The following is a 17,218-nucleotide window of genomic DNA, read 5'->3' as shown; positions in this document are numbered from 1 at the left end:
TTCGCTTCACGATTCCCTGTTTCAGGCGTCTGATTTCAGGCGCCTGTCTTCAGGCGCCGGTCGTCACACGTCGACCTTCACACGTCGACCTTCACACGTTCACGAACCTTTCGACGTATGCGTCGATCTCAGCGCGGTACACCGCCTTGTCTTCGTCGCTGAGCCAGGAAGCATCGAAGGAATTCCTGGCCAACGCCACCACGTCATCGAGGCTGAGGTCCGCCTTCTCGACAAGAGCGACATAGTTCTTCGCGATGTAGGCACCGAAATATGCCGGGTCGTCGGAGTTCACGCACACCAGAGCGCCCTGTCGCAGGAGCTGGACGATTTCGTCGGCCTTCATGTCTGCTGTGACAAAACTGTTCGATACGGGGCATGTGGTGAAACCGACCCCCCGTTCGATAGCGAAGGCGACGAGCGCCGGGCTCTCGACGATGTTCGTGCCGTGGTCGATACGGTCGACGCCGATGTCTTCGAGCACCTGTCGGATGTTCTCGATGCTGCCGAGTTGGTCGATGTCGCAGTGCATGGTGAGTTTCAGACCCTCTGCCCTGGCGAGCTCGAACACGGGCTGGAACTTCACCGGAGGATTCTCTCGCTCATCGGAGTCAAGGCCCACCCCGATGAGGTGTTCCTTGAACGGCAGAGCTTCACGCAGCGTCTCGAGCGCGCTCTCGGCGGAGAAGTCACGCAGAAAGCAAAGAATGAGCGCCGCAGACACCCCGAGTTCAGCGGCGTCTCGCGCGGCGCGCGAGTAGCCGAGAATCACGTTCGCGATCGGCACCCCTCGTGAGGTGTGCGCCTGCGGATCGAAGAACGCCTCAACCCTCCGGACCCCGTCGGCCGCTGCCCGGACGAAATAGGCCGCGGCCAGGTCGTAGAAGTCCTGTTCCTCGACGAGCACCTCCATCGCTGGGTAGTACACCGCAAGAAAGCTGGCCAGCGAATCGAACTGATAGGTCGCCCGCACCTCCTCCACAGTGTTCTGGCCGATGTCGACGCCGTTACGCCGCGCAAGGGCGAGCTTGAGTTCCGGCTCCAACGTACCTTCGAGGTGCAGATGCAGCTCGCACTTGGGCAATCCGACGAGAAACTCGGGGGTGACGGTTGAAGTATTCGACATGAACGGTGTGCCTTTCGATCGGATTCGCTCGCGACGCTAGCACCCCGAAATATCGGCCGTGTTGCGTGCGTGTTGCTGTGTGTGAATCGAAAAGGGTGAATCGATGAGGTGAATAGCTCATGTTGGGGATGCGCTTTCCCGCCGAATCTGCCAGAGTGATCTCCCAGGGCAAACATGAGGAGATGTCATGACACTGGACAAGAAGCAACAGACGACGAAGAAACGGATGATCTGGCTGATCTCCGGGGTGGCTGCGCTTGTGCTGGCGGGTCTGGTGATCACCGTGATCGTCCTCCAGCAGAACACCTCGAAACCACCCGCGACTGCGAGCACTTCACCGGCAAGCTCATCGCCTTCAGGCAGTTCCGCTCCCTCGACATCACCGACTGCTGGGCCGACACGGCGATCAACCCCCGCGGCACCAGGGTCGACTGCGCCGACATCGCAGTCATCGTCTGGTTCAGCGTCCACGCCCGCCGTCACCTCGTTCTCTGTGTCGCCCACCACCGTCACCTGCTCCACCGGAGGGCCGGGCACGAGCGGATTCCAGAGCACACCTCTGCACATCACTTGGACAAGCACCGGCGGAAAAGAGGCGTGGATCGGCGTTGACACCTCTGACGCCCAGGCTGCACCCTACGCGGGCCCGCTTGCGCCCGGATCGGGTTCCTTCGACGATCTCGTGTACGGCTGCCCTGACAGCCATAGCTACACCGTCACGATTGTCGGCGACAATGGGGAGAAGGCCAGCTCGTCTGTCACGGTGAACAACAACGGCGATCACTGAGGCCAGCCAGCACACCAGCACGCCAGAAGGTGCATGCCCATCAATCGAAGCCGGGCCCCGGCTGCGATTTCCTGTTCTGTCAGCCCAGACAGGAAATCGCTCGGCTCTTCACGCTCGCTTCTTCAACCGTTGTGGCTATTCGACCACGACGATAATTCGAACAATGTGGTCGGCGCGTTTTCAAAGAATGCCCCGAGTTATCAAAGAATCAAGGACGCTCTTCACTGTGCTGCGAACCACGGTTACCCACGAACGGCACTGTATTAGAAAATAAGCCTGTGTGAGACAAAAGCCTGTATGAGACACAAGCCTGTATGAGACACACGCCTGTATGAATACAGGTGAATGTCTAACCAATGCGGAGCGTGAGAGTTCGAGGCAAGCCTCGGCGGTGTTGTGGCGTCTTGCATCCAGTGAGGGGTTTCTCCCGCAGGTGTTCTGCAGTCAAGCTAGTCTGCAACCAAGCACGCATGGAGAACACTAACACACATTCTGGTTGAACAGAGAATCGCTCGTCACGGCCACTCGCCCGCCAAAGTCAATCCCGTGTGAAAACTCGGCGAGTCTGGCAGAGTGAGACAAAGGTGAGGGGCAGTCATGAGCCGTGCATCCATCAGCCGTGCATCGATCAGGCGTGATTCGATCAACCGCGCAGCCACCAACCGGGTGGCCACCAACCGTGCAGGCACCAACCGGGTGGCGCGACGGGCCAGAGCCTGCGTTGTCGCCGTGCTTGTTCTCAGCCTCGTCAGTGCCTGTGTCGGCTCTCCCCCAGGCCCCTCACCGAGCACGAATGCCGCGGCGCACCTCACTCGCACCGATCTCCAAGCGTCAGGTATCACCATTGTGAATGCCGAATCCGAGGTGACCGGGCCCGTCACCTCGTTGACGCTCACCGGGCTCCAGGCAGATCGGCTCATCGCCGAAGCGAATGCCGGGGCTGGTCTCTCTGGAAGGGATATCGACGCTCTGGCGCCAGTTGCGACGGGCTTGCCACCCGCAAGTTATCTGGTCGCGTCGTATGTGAACGACAGCGGTCTTGTGGGAGCTTCCGTCGCGAAAAGCCTGATCGAGCCGGGCGCCGACTTCACTCACGCGCAAGGCATCGTGTTCCCGACTGCCGTGATCGCCCTCCTCGTTTCCGACCTGATGACTGCAGCAGCAGCCGCGGATTCATTCACACCGACTCCCTCCGGTCTGGGCATGGGCACGAGCTCGGGGATCAAGGGCGCTGCTTACCTGCCGGGCCGCGTGGTCCAGAGCAGCATGCTGCAGAACAGCATGCTGCAGAACAGCATGCTCCAGGCACCTACTGGCCCCTGCAGCACGGTCACGAATTTTCTCTCGTCGAGCATCCAGGGCCTGTTCGACGTTCTCCGCGTCATTCCCGGCGTCATCGGGGCCATCGACGCACTCGGACCTTTCGGGAAGGTCCTCAGCGCTCTCATCAACGGGGCAATCGGCCTCGCGCAGGGAGTTGTCGAAGGCGTGGTCTCTGTGGTGACGCAACCGGTACTCGATGCGATGCGCTTCGCGCTTTCAGGGCTGGGCATCGCTTCACTCGTGCTGAGCTACTTCACCAACGAGAAACTGCTGATCAAGCCCCAACCGAGCGATCATCTGCCGTTTTCGGTCGACCCCGGTGCGACAGTGCGCGGGACCTTCATCGCCTCTGCGTTGTCGCTCACCACAGACTGGCCGGCCGCCCTTGTCGACTGCGCAAACGTGAGCGGTGCGAAGATTCCCGAGCTCATGAAAGCTGGCGACACGGCGACCTGGGCGCAGTCCAGCGGTGCTGACCTCATCACACCGGACTCGCTCACGTCGACCGTCGGGTCAGACAAGACAACCACGATGACGTTCTCCACTGGGCACGAAGACGCCGAGACGGCAAAAGGCCCCGAGCTCACTACGGCGTCCCGGGTCACAGTCAGTATTCCTCGCAAGGAGGTCGGCGACTTCCTCGACCTCGCGACGAACGAGATCGGGCTGGTCAAGAGCAATCTGCTCGCGAAGATCCCGTCGCCACTCCGAGGGCTCGCTTCGACGGCGCTCGGCACCATCATCGACCCGATCGTGGCGTCAGTGAAATCATCGATTTCGGGCAGCGTCGGCGGCATCCTCACACTGAAAGGCGACGGGATGATCTGGGTCATCCACCACGCGCCGAAAGAGCCGACGCCCACCCCGGGGCCGACCCCAGCCACCGCACCGACGCCATCCGATGACGGCTCCGGGGCCTTCTGCGAGCAGTTCAACGCACAGGTCACCATCGCTGCTGCTGCGCTGCCCGGTCTGAGCGACGCCTTCGGCTGGGCTCGCGATTTCGGTGCCGGCCTGCAGTCGATCACCGCGAAACCACCCGCATCGATGTCCTCCGACTTCACCATCATCGTCGGCTTCTACACGCTGGTCGGCACCCTCACGATCCAGAACACTCAGCCCGTAGCAGACTACGTCGCCGCAAACGACATCGATGGCGCCAGGGTTCGTGTCTGGCAGACCTGCAAATCGCCCCAACTCGACCTCTCGCTGTGAGTGTGGATCACGCTGTGAATGTGGATCACGCCGTGAATGTGGATCACGCTGCGAAGTGAGATTACTTTGAGGGGTTGGGTGTGAAGGTGTGGCCGAGCGCGGTCGACAGGGCTACGAACATCCGTGTTGCCGGAGACGAGCACACCGCCGTCCGCGGATCGTCCGTCAGCACGGCTGACACCTCGCAATCGCCAGAGGGGATGTCACTGTTCGTCTGCACCACAACAGTGGTGTCTGTGGTCGTGTCGTAGAACAGGCTGGTGTTGTACCCGGGAAGCTCGCCGGTGTGCCCCACCCACCCTCCGATGCATCCCAGGGCGATCCCGTACCCGGCAGCACCGGGGAACGACGTCAGGCGTTCGGTCTGGCTCGCCGTTTCGAGCAGGCCCTGGCCCGTGGCAAGGGCCCTCCCATAGGTGAGCAGATCTGGCGTGTTCGAGATCATCTCGCCGGCGGTGAAGCCCCAGGCAGGGTTCCAATTGGTTGCGTTGCTCGGTGCGGAGGGTGTCGCAAATCGCCTTGAAGCGTGAAACCCTGGGCGTATGGCTCGGGCATGACCGTCTGGTCACCGGGCCACGACGTGCTCGTCAGGCCAAGGGGTTTCAGGATGCGCTGCGCATACACGTCTGAAACCGGCTCATCAGTGACTTCTTCGATGACCAGTCCCAGGAGAACGGTGTTGGTGTTCGAGTAGTTGAACTTCTCGCCCGGCGCAAAGATCGGGGACTTCTCGACGCCCGCGGCAACCAACTCCGTCGGCGTGAAGATCGTCTCAGGCTTGGCGAAGTACACGTCGGTGAACGAGGAATTCATGGTGTAGCTTGCAATGCCGCTGGTCATCGAGGCGAGCTGGCGCAGGGTGATCTGGTCGCCATTCGGAATGCCGGGGATGTACTTTCCGATCGTGTCATCGAGCGAAAGCTTCTTGTCTTCAGCCAGCTGCATCAGCAACGTACCGGTGAACGTCTTTGTCACTGAGCCGATTCGAGTGTGCATGCCCACCTCCATCGGTGCGCCCGTCGACGGATCGGCCACGCCGTACGCCGCCATCCAGGTGCCCTGCGGCGTGCGCACTCCGACGATTGCCCCTGGCGATGCCGCTTCCGTGAACGACGAGCGGGCAGCCGCGTCCAAAGAAGCAGTGAGGCCCATTGGCAAGACGGAGCTGGTCATCTGGGACGTGGGTTGGCGGTTGACAACCGAAGCGACATCGGAGACGCACGTCGAGGCGGCGGAGGCCGGAGTTGAGGGGACCGTCTGGGCAGAACCTTGCGCACACGCGCTCAAGGCGAGACCCAGCGCCACGACTAGCCCGGCAACAGCCGGGGCGGAAGACCATCTCTGCGCGGTCGATCGCTTCATTGCGGCACCCTCTCATGTGGTTCACGCTTCAGCGCGTTCCCGAATTATATTGGCGGCGCCCAACCCCCGTCATCTGGCCAGGGCGAGCAATTCACCCGCCTAGACTGAAACTTGGATTTGAGAGCGCTCTCAAACTCGGGCTCGAGCGAGAGCCCCACCACCACACAGCCGAACGGCCGAACGGCCCAACAGCCAAACAGCCAGAGAGCCGGGTAGCCGGGTAGCCGTTCAGACCAACGGTCAATGAGACCAACGGACAAACAGACCAACGGACAAACAGACCAACGGACAAACAGAGACGGGCAGGAGACGCGTGACAGCCACGATCCAGGTCGAAGGCATCGCGCCAACCACTCTCGCCACGCCCCGCGTGCGACGCGACATCCAGGGACTTCGTGCCGTGGCCGTCATCGCGGTGATACTCGATCATCTGCTCCACTGGCCCAGCGGAGGTTTCGCCGGAGTCGACGTCTTCTTCGTGATCTCGGGCTTCCTGATCACCGACATGCTGTTTCGAAGGCATGAGACAACCGCCACGAACTCGTTCACAGCCTTCTACGGCCGCCGAATCCGCAGAATCGTTCCCGCCGCCGTGACTGTTCTCGTCGTCACCACGGCGCTCGGCTTCCTCCTGTTCAACCGCGGCAGGGCCCTCTCGACGCTCCTGGATGCCGTCTTCGCCTTCTTCTTCGTCTCGAACTGGCATTTCGCAGCGACGGGCACCGACTACTTTCAAGCCGGAGACTCACTGTCTCCCCTGCAGCATTTCTGGTCCCTGTCCCTCGAGGAACAGTTCTACCTTGTTTGGCCCGTGCTCATTCTGGGTTGCCTAGCCCTCGGTTCGCGGCTCACTCAGCGTGGCCACGGACGACTGATCGCCGGGATCGTGGTGACCACCGTCGTCGTCATCTCTTTCGCGTTCAGCCTCGCCGAGACTGCGGCTCACCCCACGGAGGCGTACTTCTCGACATTCTCGCGTGCGTGGGAGCTGGGTGCGGGGGCACTTCTTGCCATCTGCGCACCCCTCTTCGCCAGGCTGCCACGCGCATTCTGCGTTCTTCTCGCATGGGTGGGGTTGATCATCCTGCTTGCGTCGCTCTTCGTCATCAACGACACTCTCCCGTTCCCCGCACCGTGGGCAGCGTTACCCGTGGGGGCGACGCTACTGGTCATCGGCTCCGGAATCCGAGGGTCGAAAACGGGGCTCTTTCCTCTCACGAACGCCCTGAGTGTGTTTGTCGGGAATCTCTCGTATTCGCTCTACCTCTGGCACCTTCCAGTGATCGTGTTCGCGCTGCTCCTCCTCCCAGCTCCAACACTCGAGAACGCCCTGATCATCGGCGGGCTCATTCTGGCGACATCTCTGATTTCATACTTCCTGATCGAGCAACCCTTGCATCGATCGCCCTGGTTGAAAAGATTCGGGTCGCAGACGGGCGGGTCGCAGGCGGGCGCCCAATTCGACGGAGATGATCTGCGTGGTGGTAAGCGCGCAGCCCGAAATGCAGCGTGGCAGGAGTGGAGGGACCGTTTCGGCACCCAGTTCATCCTGTCGGCAGTCGGCCTCGTTGCGTTGGTGGCGGTCATCGCCGTGTCGGTCGAGGTCTCGCTTCGCGATGCACCACTGCCCGGATCACCGATCGCCACCAGTCTCGCCGTTCCCGACCAGGATCCAACCGTCGCACTGCAGGCGCAATTGGCTGCAGCGGCTTCGTCATCATCGTGGCCGACTGACCTGTCGCCGTCGCTCGACGATGCGATTTCGCGCACATCGAGCGACAGCCCGGCGAGCGCCTGTTTCGCGGTGGGAGACACGCCGAACTTCGACGAGTGCACGTGGGGCAGTCACAGCGCCCCGAATCACCTGTATCTCGTGGGCGATTCGACGGCGCTGGCCTACGCTCCCGCATTCAAAGAAATCGCCGAAGCAAGCGACGGCTTGTGGCAGATCACGACAGTCGGGCTGTACGGCTGCCGGTTCACCGAGGTGTTGGTGCAGAACGACGGGTCTGGGGTGATGGATTCATGCACCCAGCGAAAAGACGACATCGCTGCGAAGATCGCTGCGGACGCACCCCGACTGGTGGTCGTCTCGAATGCCTTCGCCCTCGGCACGTCGAGCGTCGGCACGCCTCTCAGTGTCGGCGACATCACCTCATCCACCTCCGCGGAGAGTGCAAAGTACAACGCTGCGGGCCGCGTGGTCTACCTAGCCCCACCACCTCTCGGCACTGATCTCGGACGCTGTTACTCCCAGGTGTCGAGCCCGCAGGACTGCAACGCCGGTATCGACCAGGCCTGGCAGGACTTTGCTGCCGCCACCGATGCAGCCGCGACTGCCGACGGAGACCACTTCGTCACCTCACTGCCGTTCAGCTGCTCGAACGGCGTGTGCCCGGCCTTCGCCGGAACCCTGCCGACGAAGTACGACTCGGTGCACCTCACGGCGGAATACTCGGCACACATCGGCCCGGTCATCCTGCAGTCTCTCGTCGCCCTCGGTCTGATGTGACGCGTGCTGTTTGCGCCAGCACAAATCGCACCAGCCAGCACGGATCGCACCAGCCAGCATAAATCGCTCCAGCCAGCACAGATTGTTTCACGGGTTGCACCGGGGCGCACGATCTCGATTCATTGCAGGCGGGTTCGACGTTGAGTGCAGGGCCGTGGCACTTGCCTCCAATCGACACTCGGCGGCGGGATGATGGGCGGCACCCCCTCGCGCACGACAAGTCGCCATTCTGATTTGTGCACATTTGCATGGTGAAAATGACAGAGCAGTACACCATTGTCGATATCGGTGCGCACAGGACCGTGATGCTCACTGAGCCAAGGCGTTATGTGGTGCGTTTCGGCCCATGACGGCGGTCGTTCGCAGCCTGGCCACACGCATCCGCCGTCGCGCACTGCAAGGGCTCGATTCTGCGCGGCGGTGAACAGGCGACGGGTCTTGCCGTGCTGCATCACTCGGCCGTTCTCACCCAGGAGAGTAGTGATGACGTCACTGTGGCACAGCAATTGCTGAACTGTCGACACAGGCACAGGTTCGATGAGACCATCGATCCAGCCCACACCCCGCCCGCTCAGGATGTCAGACATCGTCGCGTGCACGTTCACAGTTGGCCTGGCCCCGTTGAGGCGCGGCATCTCGGGTAGACCGGCAGCCTTGACGAGCAGTTCGGTGAACCCGTCGAGCAACTGCTGCGGCCTCGAGCGCGGGTCAGCAAACAGGCTGCCCGAGCCCGCTACGGTTTCGACGCCCGCCCTGGTATCTGCGCCCGCCCTGGTATCTGCGCCCCCTCCGGCATCGGCGCCTGCACCGATATCGGCATCAAGCATTGCACCAACCACTGACATTCACTCATCTATTGCGTGACGGCAAGGAACGAGCGGAAGCCTTGCTGCGCACGTGTCACGCCGCAGCACCAGAGACGGTGGATAGACGAAGCGATCACGTCAACTCCGAGGCTGCGTCACCGGCGTCAGCTGCGTCAGCTGCGAACTCGTGTCAACTGCGAAAGCCCCCCGAGGAGCAACGTGAGGCCGAATTCGAACGCTGCTGTGCCGTCTACCGGGCTCGCCCCACCCCCAGTTGCGAGCACGTCACTCGCGGATTCGGGATGAACTGCATAGCCAGGCGCCACGACCCCCAGACTGTCGGCCTGCAGTCTCTGCTGCTCGTGCCAGACATGGCCGAGCAGGTAGTGCAACAGGGCGGACGCCGATGCCTCGCTTGCCTGCACATCGAACCCCCCACTGGCGATTGCCGCCGCCAACCGACAGTGCGCTTCGCCTGCTCCAAGTCCAAGCGCCAGGGTGCTCGACACCACTTCGGCACTGTCTCGATACGCGAGCAGCGCGTCACGCAGGGCCAACGCCTCTGCCCTGGTTGTCACGTGCCAGGATGCCCGTTCTGAGGCCCTGGTGCCCAGGCCATCCCCAGCAGCCTCTGCTACATCTCGCACCCGCGCCCCCGCGATGATCCGGTCGGCGACCGCAGCCAGAAGCGCCTGCTTGTTGTCGAAGTGCCAATACAGAGCACTCGGTTGCACGTCGAGTTTCGCCGCAAGTCGACGCATGGTGAGGTCGGGCAGGCCGAATTCGTCGAGGATGCCGAGTGCAGCATCCACCACATCGGCCCGGGAGTGACGGGTCGACTTGGCAGTCGTTGCAGGCTCATCGTTCATCGTGGCTAGTCTATCAGCTATCATGAACACTGTTCAGGTGAACACTGTTCAGGTTACCGTTTACCGTGTGGAAACTGGCCGGGTCACCACTGGCCGGGTCACCACTGGCCGGGCGGACACAGGGCAGGTGAACACTGTTCAGCTGAATACTGTTCAGCTGAATACTGGCCAGGATGTCTCGTCTCACCACAACGCAGCAGGAGCTCACGATGGCCCGACAGGCCCGCAACAACACCCACATCACCACACGCATCACCACCCGCGACATCACCAAGATCGCCGTCTTCGCCGCGATCATCGCCGTGCTGGGCATCCCGAGCGCGATTCCCGCGTTCAATGGCGCAGTACCCATCACCGCGCAGACTCTGGGAGTGATGCTCGCCGGAGCGATTCTCGGTTCGTGGCGCGGTGCGGCCGCCGTGACCGTCTTTGAGGTGCTCGTGCTGATCGGCCTTCCGCTGCTCTCGGGTGGCCGCGGTGGCGCCGGCGTCTTCGTGGGCCCCTCGGCGGGCTACCTCATCGGGTGGATCGTCGGCGCTTTCGTGATCGGTGCCATTGTGCGCGGCGACCGCATCAAACCGACCTGGCAGCGCACAGCTCTCGGCTGCGAGGTCGGAGGCATCGTCGTGGTCTACGCAATCGGCATCCCCGTCCAGGCGTTTGTGCTCGGCCTGCCGCTGGGTTCTGCTGCCGTGTCAGCGCTCGCGTTCCTACCGGGCGACCTCATCAAGGTCGTCGTCACGACGATCATCACCATGGCGCTCTGGCGCGCGTATCCGCGAGCGTTCGGGAGCGGAGTCCGCAAGCCTGTGTCGATGAGCGTGTGACGACAAGCACGTGACGACAAGCGTGTGACGACGACCCTGAACACCAACCGACTGGCTCTGGTCTGCGGGTCGCTCGAACTCTCCGAAGCCCAATTGCGAGCCCGTGTGTCATCGCGCGCGGCAAGCCTGCTCGAGAATCGGCGACCGGATGCTGTGACCTGCGTTGATCGGGCCGCGCGAGTCGCGCGCCTCGTTCCGATCAGGCACACCGACCCGGTGGAGACGATCGTCGAGACCCTGGCCGTGCGCGAGATCGGCGACGTTCCTCTGGTCGGTGACGATCGCTGGTCAGACGAGTATTGGGCCCACGTCCGGAAGCAGGTCGGTCAGTTCGACATCGACGCTGGCATCGCGTGGGCGGCGTTCAGCTCGGGAAGCAGCGGCACACCACGGGTGATCATCCGGTCGGCCTCGTCGTGGTCTGGGTCGTTCTCTGCGGTCGGAGATCTGCTGGAGCTCAGCGAGAGCGACGTTGTCTATCTCCCTGCCCCTCTGGTTTCATCGATGTCGCTGTTCTCCGTTGCGCACGCGCGCGCAACGGGTGCCGCGCTCATCGTGCCGCGCAACCATTCCGTCGCCGTGAGCGATCTCGGACAGGCCACACTCGCGCACTGCACGCCACACGCGCTCCGAGCGATCGTCGACGCCATCGAAGGGGGCGCGAACCACCGGCTGCGAGCGGCACTCGTCGGCGGGGCAGCACTTGACCCGGATCTACGCCTCCGCGCCGAAGTCGCTGGAGTGCACGTCGTCTCGTACTACGGGGCCGCGGAACTCTCGTTCGTGGCGGTCGATGTCGATGGCCGCGGGCTCCGGCCGTTTCCCGGTGTTGAGACCCGGATGGAGGCAGGCAGTGCGGCGGGCGCCGGCGACATCCACAGCGGCAACAGCAACAGCAACAACAACAACAACAACAACAACAACAACAACAACAACAACGCCGGAAACGGCGCCGGCAACGGCGCCGGCCGTGACACTCCGGGCGGCGTGCTCTGGGTGCGATCGCCCTACTTCGCGGCCGGATACCTGAGGACACCACCAGCACCAGCACCAGCACCAACACCAACAACAACAACAACAACAACAACAACAGCAGCAACAGCAGCAGCCCCAGCCGGCGGTGCCCTGAATCGTGACGATCAGGGCTGGGCCACGGTCGGCGACGTCGTCGAGCTGGATTCCGATGGCCGAATGCTGTTTCGCGGGCGTCTCGACGGTGCGATACTGTCAGCGGCCGCAACGGTGATCCCCGAAGACGTCGAGTCTGCCCTCCGCACGATCGCAGGAATCGACGATGCAGTGGTCTTCGGTCTGCCGCACTCCGGTGCCGACTCGCTTGTCGCGGCGCTTATCGAGCTCCCGGCAGGCTCCCCCCGACCGAGAGTACGCGATCTGAGAGAACAAGCCGAACAACGGATGAGCCTCACACATCTGCCCAGACGCTGGTATGTCACCGACCGACTGCCCCGGAATTCCGCGGGAAAACCCTCGCGCTCACAGATTCGTGTCGACGCCATAGACGGAAAGCTGGAGCGCCTTGACTGACGCTGCTAGCACTGCTGACGCTGCTGGCGCACACCGCGCATCCTGGCCCGTCATCGTCGCCGCACGCCGCTCCCCCATCACAACGAAGGGCAGGGGCCTGGCCGGAGTCACGGCTGACGAGCTGGCCGCGCCGATCATCCGGTCGTGTGTCGACGATGCCCACCGCGCGACAGGGTTGCAGCTGGAGATCGCTGACGTTCTGTTGGGCAACTGCATGGGTCCGGGTGGAAACGTAGCCCGCTCTGCTTCACTTGCGGCAGGTCTCGACGTCGTTGTGCCGGGGATGACACTCGACAGGCAGTGCGGCAGCGGCCTGTCGGCCATCATCTCGGCCGCGGAATCGATCCGCGCTGGTGACAATCGCATGATCATCGCAGGAGGCACCGAGAGCGCCTCAACCGCACCACTCCGGATTCAGGATGGAAGGGTCTACGCGCGAGCGCCGTTTGCACCCACGGGCTTTCCCGACCCGGAGATGGGCCCGGCCGCCGAGGCACTCGCCCGAATCGTCGGTATCGACCGTGCGGCACAGGATGCCTATGCCGAGCGCAGCCACCGGCTGGCCGTGGCGGCCACTCAGGGTGGAGTGTTCGGCCAGGAGATCGTCGCAGTCGGCGGCATTCAGGCTGACGACGGCCCACGCGCGGGCATCTCCGCGTTGCTCGGTCGATTCGTACCCCTCTATCCCTCGGCCGAGGAGGGCCTGGCGTCTGGCGGGGGGAGCCGCAGCTCCGTGACGGCAGGCAACTCCTGCAGGATCAGTGACGGAGCAGCCGCGGTCGCACTCGTCCCTGCGCACGCACGCGGCACGGCACCCGGCCTGGCACTGCGGGCGCACGCAACAGTCGGCTGCGACCCCGCCCTCCCCGGGATCGGGCCCGTCGGCGCCGTCGACCGCCTGCTCGCCGACGCAGGGTTGACCATCGCGGACATCACTGCGTTCGAGATCGTCGAAGCCTTCGCGGCGCAGACCCTGGTTGTGCTTCTGGCGCTCGGGCTGGCCGAACTCACGACGGGCGAGCCCGACGACCTCCGCGCTACGACGCTCCGAGTGGATGATCGTGTCTGCTCAGATGGCGGCGCCCTCGCCCTCGGCCACCCCTGGGGCGCGAGCGGTGCCGTCGGGGCCGTGCGGCTCTTCTCACGGCTCGTACGAGCAGGCGCGCCAGCCGGAACGCTCGGCATCTCGACTGCCGCGATCGGCGGAGGAATGGGTGTTGCAGCGCTCTTCGAGGTGGTGCGGTGAGCGAGCAACCACAGGGCGAGCAGCCGCAGGGCGAGCATCCACGGGGCGAGCAAACGCAGGGCGAGCATCCACAGATCGTGTTTGACGACGTGTCCGTCGAATTCGGCGACCGCCCGGCGCTGACGAACGTGTCGGTGCTGCTGAGCCAGAAACGAATCGCCGTGATCGGCTCGAACGGCTCGGGCAAGTCGACCTTCGCGCGCCTGCTCAATGGGCTTGTCACACCCACCTCAGGCTCGATCCGGGTGCACGGACTCGACCCGGTGAAGCAGGGCAGAGACGTGCGCCGCACGGTCGGATTCATCTTCAGCAACCCCGACGCCCAGATCGTGATGCCCACGGTCGCCGAAGACGTCGCCTTCTCGCTGCGTGGTCGTCTGCTTCACGGTCGCAAGCTGAGCCGCATCGAGGTTGCCGACCGTGTCGCCGAAGCGCTCGAGACCTTCGGCCTGACTCAGCACGCCGAAGCCCCGGCCCACAGCCTCTCAGGTGGGCAGAAACAGCTTCTCGCCCTCTGTGCCGTGCTCATCACCGAACCCAGCCTTGTGGTCGCCGACGAACCGACGGCGCTGCTTGATGCGGCGAACACCCGCAGGATCAGCGCCCATTTGCTCGACACGCTGCCCCAGCAGGTCGTGCTTGTCACTCACAACATGGCGCTCGCCGCCCGCTGCGATGTCGCGATCCGGTTCGAGGGCGGCCGACTGGTGGACCTCGGTGAGCCGGCGGCCGTCATCGACAGCTACGCCAGGGACCACGCATGATCTCGCTGTATCGCCCGGGGTCGAGCCTTGTGCACCGCGCACCGGCCGGCCTGAAAGTGCTTCTCTTCGCCTGCTTCGCGATCGCCGTCAGCGTGCTGGCCGGCAGCGCGTGGGCAGGCAGCGGGTGGTCAGGCGGCGTGTGGTCAGGCGGCGTGTGGTCAGGCAATGGGTGGTCAGGCAACGGGTGGAGCCTGCCTGTCGCCGCAGCCATCACCGTTGCCGCCTATCTCCTCGCCGGATTCGGAGCCAGGGAGATCGTGGCGCAGGTGCTCGCCGTCCGGTGGGTCGTGGTGGTCATGCTCGTCACGCAGCTCATCTTCGTGCCGTTCGCGACCGCCGCAACGACGACGGGTCGTGTTCTGACCGTGATCGTGATGGCCTCGCTCATCACACTGACCACACGCATCCCCGACCTGCTCGACTCCACCGAACGGGCACTCGGCCCGTTCACCAGATTCGGCGTCAACCCCCGGGCGATCGGTTTGTTGCTCGCCCTCACGATCACCACGATCCCGGTGATTGCGGGGTTCGCCGGCACGATCCGCGAGGCCCAGCGGGCTCGGGGCGTTCCGGTTCGCCTGGGCACGTTCGTCGTACCGCTGCTGGTCATGTCGCTGAAACACTCCGACGACCTGGCCGATGCGCTGGCCGCCCGCGGCCTGGAGTGAGAGTGGTGTTATGGGCCAGAACGTATGAAAAAAAGGGCCCGCTCGACGAGCGGACCCTTTTTGTCGTTGTGGAGCTAAGGAGATTCGAACTCCTGACCTCCTCGATGCGAACGAGGCGCGCTACCAGCTGCGCCATAGCCCCTCAAAACAACTCGCTCAGACTACCACGGGAGCGAGTCCGCCCCAAACGACGACCGACCCACGTGACCGGCGGAATTGCAGGATTCATCGTGCCGTTGGTGCCTCTGGTAACGCTAGCCGGCCCGTCGACGCGCAAGCACCTGATCGACGTCGAGTGCACCGGTTTCGGCGTCATCGATGATGCCCATGCGACTGAATCTGCTCGAAGGGGCCGTGGAAGCGGGGGGTGGCGATGGCACCCACGGGGTCTCGCCAACTCCGTTGGTTTCAGCAGACTCGCCGGCCTGACCAGTCGCTCCGGCGGAATCGAAATCAATGGTCCCCGCCTGTGCAGCACGAAGCGCCTGCTCGGCCTGGGCGGCAGCGGCACGAAGAACCTCTTCAGCCTGGAGGGCAGCTCGCTCGGCATCGCTGAGGCTCGGCGCACTGCTCACGAAATGGCGCTGGCCGGCACGACCGGCATACAGCGGCTTGGGTAGGGGCACGGGCGTCCAGGAGCTGCCGTCGTTGTCGACGGCCGACCCTGAGCCCGAGGCATCGGTCGAGAGTCCTTCGTTGTTCGATTCCGCCGAATCGGCGTACTCGTTGAACTCTGCGCCGTTGAACTCTGCGCTGTCGACCACTGCGCCGTCATGGTCGAACGACGACGAAGCGGCACCAGAGCTTCCCCGCCCCGCTTGTGAAAGACGGCCACGCCCGGCCGACGAACCTGAACGGCGCGACGCTACTGCCGCAGCATCCATGGCAGAACCGGGAAGCCGAAGCGCTCGGCCGTCTTTCGCCAGCCTGCCGAGGCGCGTGACACACAGCAGGCCCGCAAGCAGGCCGACGACGAGGATGATCCAGGTACCGTTCACGGCGATCTGCACAGCACCGAGCACGGAGACAACGAGTGAGAGCACGAGAATGCCGGTTGTGACGGCACGGGATTTACGGATGTGCGCCGCAGCACGCACGGCGGGAGGAGTGTTCTGCACGGTGACCTTCTTGAGCAGGCGCTGCTGTTCGACGACGCTCCGGGCGCTCGCTTCGACTCGCACCTCGTCGGGCACTTCGCTGGTCTCAGCAAGAATGCGCAGGGTCTGCTGCAGCCGGACGACGTTGCGCTCGGTGGCGAGGTATTCGTTCCGGCGAAACCAGGTGGGCAGCAGGTAGATCAGCCAGAGCACGGCGGCGAGGCCGATGATGAGGCCCCCGCCCAGCCAGTCTGATGTCATGGGTCTACGGTATGAGCCGAAATGCCGTATCTGCCTGAGGCTGGAGCGCGTGTCGCTCATACGCGGCACTCATCGCTCAACTCACCGCGGCCTTCACCCCGGCCTTCAGCGCGGGCGTGTTGCAATCGGCGTCTGCGCCTCACGTCGGTCATGCTCCGGCACACTCCCTTGACCGGCGGGCACCGAGCCTTCCTTCCACCGCCTCAGCACGCCGACGGGTAGCTCTTCACCGACCAGCGCGAAGCAGAAGTGGTCCCGCCAGTCGCCATTGATGTGGATGTAGCGACGTCGCAGCCCCTCGTAGCGAAAACCCAGCTTCTCGACCACGCGCAGGCTCGGAGCGTTCTCCGGCCTGATGCAGATCTCCATACGGTGAAGGCCCACCGAGAAGAAACAGTGGTCGGTGGCGAGCGCGACCACCGTCGGAGTGATGTTCAGCCCGGCGAATCGCTCTGCCACCCAGTAGCCGATGCTGGCGGAAGACACCGACCCGTAGCTGATCGACGACACGTTCAGCTGACCGGCGAGTTCACCCTGGTATTCGATGACGAACGGCAGGCCATAGCCCGCGCGGGCATTCTGTTGCAGTGACCGGATGCTCGCCCGGGTGTCGAATGCCATCGGAGCGTTCGGGCTGGTCGCCTCCCACTTGCGCAGCCACGTGCGATTGGCGATGAGCTCGTTCTCGAGTGCCTTGGAATCACGGATGCGGATGGGACGAATGCCAATGGCACCCTCGGCGAGGCTGGGAACGAACATAGGCAATGATAATCAGCTACGCGGCCCGGCCGGGCGCAATTCGCCCGGCCGAAG

16 protein-coding genes and 1 tRNA gene are annotated in these 17,218 nt (G+C 63.7%); 9 read left to right on the top strand and 8 right to left on the bottom strand.

Annotated elements, in window-relative coordinates:
• Window positions 1-91 precede the first annotated feature (91 nt).
• A complete protein-coding gene (add, locus tag JOE66_RS05900; protein WP_205107619.1) occupies window positions 92-1,123 on the bottom strand; it encodes an adenosine deaminase in 1,032 nt (343 codons plus the stop codon).
• A 187-nt stretch (window positions 1,124-1,310) separates the two neighbouring features.
• Between add and JOE66_RS05895 the strand changes: the two genes are divergently transcribed.
• Together JOE66_RS05895 and JOE66_RS05890 are read left to right on the top strand one after the other, a co-directional pair.
• Window positions 1,311-1,910, top strand: a complete 600-nt coding sequence (locus JOE66_RS05895) for a hypothetical protein (RefSeq protein ID WP_205107617.1) — start codon at window positions 1,311-1,313, stop codon at window positions 1,908-1,910.
• A 597-nt stretch (window positions 1,911-2,507) separates the two neighbouring features.
• Window positions 2,508-4,448 carry a hypothetical protein gene (locus JOE66_RS05890; RefSeq protein WP_205107615.1) on the top strand — a complete coding sequence of 647 codons (1,941 nt, stop codon included), beginning with the start codon at window positions 2,508-2,510 and terminating at the stop codon, window positions 4,446-4,448.
• A gap of 61 nt (window positions 4,449-4,509) precedes the next feature.
• On the opposite strand, the gene JOE66_RS17785 is transcribed toward JOE66_RS05890, so the two are convergent.
• Window positions 4,510-4,893 carry a serine hydrolase gene (locus JOE66_RS17785; RefSeq protein WP_343886067.1) on the bottom strand — a complete coding sequence of 128 codons (384 nt, stop codon included), beginning with the start codon at window positions 4,891-4,893 and terminating at the stop codon, window positions 4,510-4,512.
• Entirely contained in the window at window positions 4,890-5,498 is a 609-nt protein-coding gene (locus tag JOE66_RS17780; protein ID WP_343886272.1) for a serine hydrolase domain-containing protein, read from the bottom strand. Before JOE66_RS17780 ends, JOE66_RS17785 begins: the two co-directional genes overlap by 4 nt.
• Between JOE66_RS17780 and JOE66_RS17135 the strand changes: the two genes are divergently transcribed.
• Window positions 5,443-5,913 (top strand): hypothetical protein, encoded by a 471-nt coding sequence (locus JOE66_RS17135; protein ID WP_239518929.1) that lies wholly within the window; start codon window positions 5,443-5,445, stop codon window positions 5,911-5,913. The genes JOE66_RS17780 and JOE66_RS17135 overlap by 56 nt on opposite strands.
• A 210-nt stretch (window positions 5,914-6,123) precedes the next feature.
• A complete protein-coding gene (locus JOE66_RS17580; RefSeq protein WP_205107611.1) occupies window positions 6,124-8,322 on the top strand; it encodes an acyltransferase family protein in 2,199 nt (732 codons plus the stop codon).
• A 119-nt stretch (window positions 8,323-8,441) separates the two neighbouring features.
• On the opposite strand, the gene JOE66_RS05870 is transcribed toward JOE66_RS17580, so the two are convergent.
• Both JOE66_RS05870 and JOE66_RS05865 read right to left on the bottom strand, forming a co-directional pair.
• Window positions 8,442-9,149 carry an HNH endonuclease signature motif containing protein gene (locus tag JOE66_RS05870; protein ID WP_205107609.1) on the bottom strand — a complete coding sequence of 236 codons (708 nt, stop codon included), beginning with the start codon at window positions 9,147-9,149 and terminating at the stop codon, window positions 8,442-8,444.
• A 152-nt stretch (window positions 9,150-9,301) separates the two neighbouring features.
• On the bottom strand, window positions 9,302-9,997 hold the full coding sequence (locus tag JOE66_RS05865) for a TetR family transcriptional regulator (protein ID WP_205107607.1): 696 nt from the start codon (window positions 9,995-9,997) through the stop codon (window positions 9,302-9,304).
• Window positions 9,998-10,206: 209 nt separating this feature from the next.
• On the opposite strand from JOE66_RS05865, the gene JOE66_RS05860 reads away from it, so the two are divergent.
• Genes JOE66_RS05860 through JOE66_RS05840 form a run of 5 tightly spaced genes read left to right on the top strand, consistent with a single transcriptional unit; the run spans window position 10,207 to window position 15,047 of the window.
• The gene (locus JOE66_RS05860; RefSeq protein WP_205111665.1) at window positions 10,207-10,824 is read left to right on the top strand and encodes a biotin transporter BioY; all 618 of its coding nucleotides are present in this window, start codon (window positions 10,207-10,209) and stop codon (window positions 10,822-10,824) included.
• Window positions 10,825-10,848: 24 nt separating this feature from the next.
• Window positions 10,849-12,369, top strand: a complete 1,521-nt coding sequence (locus JOE66_RS05855) for an AMP-binding protein (RefSeq protein WP_205107604.1) — start codon at window positions 10,849-10,851, stop codon at window positions 12,367-12,369.
• The gene (locus JOE66_RS05850; RefSeq protein WP_205107602.1) at window positions 12,362-13,615 is read left to right on the top strand and encodes a thiolase family protein; all 1,254 of its coding nucleotides are present in this window, start codon (window positions 12,362-12,364) and stop codon (window positions 13,613-13,615) included. The genes JOE66_RS05855 and JOE66_RS05850 overlap by 8 nt, the downstream gene beginning before the upstream one ends.
• A complete protein-coding gene (locus tag JOE66_RS05845; RefSeq protein WP_372435478.1) occupies window positions 13,612-14,379 on the top strand; it encodes an energy-coupling factor ABC transporter ATP-binding protein in 768 nt (255 codons plus the stop codon). Before JOE66_RS05850 ends, JOE66_RS05845 begins: the two co-directional genes overlap by 4 nt.
• Window positions 14,376-15,047, top strand: coding sequence for an energy-coupling factor transporter transmembrane component T family protein (locus JOE66_RS05840; RefSeq protein WP_205107600.1), 672 nt, complete (start codon window positions 14,376-14,378; stop codon window positions 15,045-15,047). Before JOE66_RS05845 ends, JOE66_RS05840 begins: the two co-directional genes overlap by 4 nt.
• 69 nt (window positions 15,048-15,116) lie before the next feature.
• Here JOE66_RS05840 and JOE66_RS05835 read toward each other — a convergent pair.
• The 3 genes from JOE66_RS05835 to JOE66_RS05825 all read right to left on the bottom strand — a co-directional run bounded on the left by JOE66_RS05835 (window position 15,117) and on the right by JOE66_RS05825 (window position 17,164).
• Window positions 15,117-15,189: transfer RNA gene (locus JOE66_RS05835), tRNA-Ala, on the bottom strand.
• 112 nt (window positions 15,190-15,301) lie between these two features.
• Window positions 15,302-16,405, bottom strand: a complete 1,104-nt coding sequence (locus tag JOE66_RS05830) for a hypothetical protein (protein ID WP_205107598.1) — start codon at window positions 16,403-16,405, stop codon at window positions 15,302-15,304.
• 105 nt (window positions 16,406-16,510) lie between these two features.
• A complete protein-coding gene (locus tag JOE66_RS05825) occupies window positions 16,511-17,164 on the bottom strand; it encodes a GNAT family N-acetyltransferase (protein ID WP_205107596.1) in 654 nt (217 codons plus the stop codon).
• Window positions 17,165-17,218: the final 54 nt, after the last annotated feature.

It is taken from the genome of Subtercola frigoramans, from assembly GCF_016907385.1.
Taxonomy (GTDB): domain Bacteria; phylum Actinomycetota; class Actinomycetes; order Actinomycetales; family Microbacteriaceae; genus Subtercola; species Subtercola frigoramans.
This window is presented reverse-complemented; position numbering and strand designations above follow the sequence as displayed.